General features: G+C 54.3%; 1 rRNA gene. It reads left to right on the forward strand.

The features are described 5' to 3' along the window. Window positions 1-661: ribosomal RNA gene (locus GC102_RS00015) — 23S ribosomal RNA — on the forward strand; the annotation flags it as partial.

Below are 661 nucleotides of genomic sequence, written 5' to 3' on the forward strand. Positions count from 1 at the left end.
GTATGTGCATGGGTAGGGGAGCGTTGTATGTACGTTGAATTCTGACCGTAAGGACAGGTGGAGCGCATACAAGTGAGAATGCCGGTATAAGTAACGAAAAGATCAGTGAGAATCTGATCCGCCGAAAACCTAAGGGTTCCTGAGGAAGGCTCGTCCGCTCAGGGTAAGTCGGGACCTAAGGCGAGGCCGAAAGGCGTAGTCGATGGACAACAGGTGGAAATTCCTGTACCACCGTAGCCGTTATGAGCAATGGAGTGACGCAGAAGGATAGTGACGCGAGCTGATGGATGCTCGTCCAAGCAGTGAGGCTGATGTGTAGGCAAATCCGCACATCGTAAGGCTGGGCTGTGATGGGGAGGGAAACTTTAAGTACCGAAGGTCATGAGTTCACACTGCCAAGAAAAGCTTCTAGCCAGGCGAAGGTGCCCGTACCGCAAACCGACACAGGTGGGTGAGAAGAGAATTCTAAGGCGCGCGGAAGAACTCTCGTTAAGGAACTCGGCAAAATGACCCCGTAACTTCGGGAGAAGGGGTGCCTCGGTAGGGTGAATAGCCCGAGGGGGCCGCAGTGAAAAGGCCCAAGCGACTGTTTAGCAAAAACACAGGTCTGTGCGAAGCCGCAAGGCGAAGTATACGGGCTGACGCCTGCCCGGTGCTGGAA

Source organism: Paenibacillus germinis (assembly GCF_013141785.1).
GTDB classification, from domain to species: Bacteria; Bacillota; Bacilli; order Paenibacillales; family NBRC-103111; genus Paenibacillus_E; species Paenibacillus_E phytorum.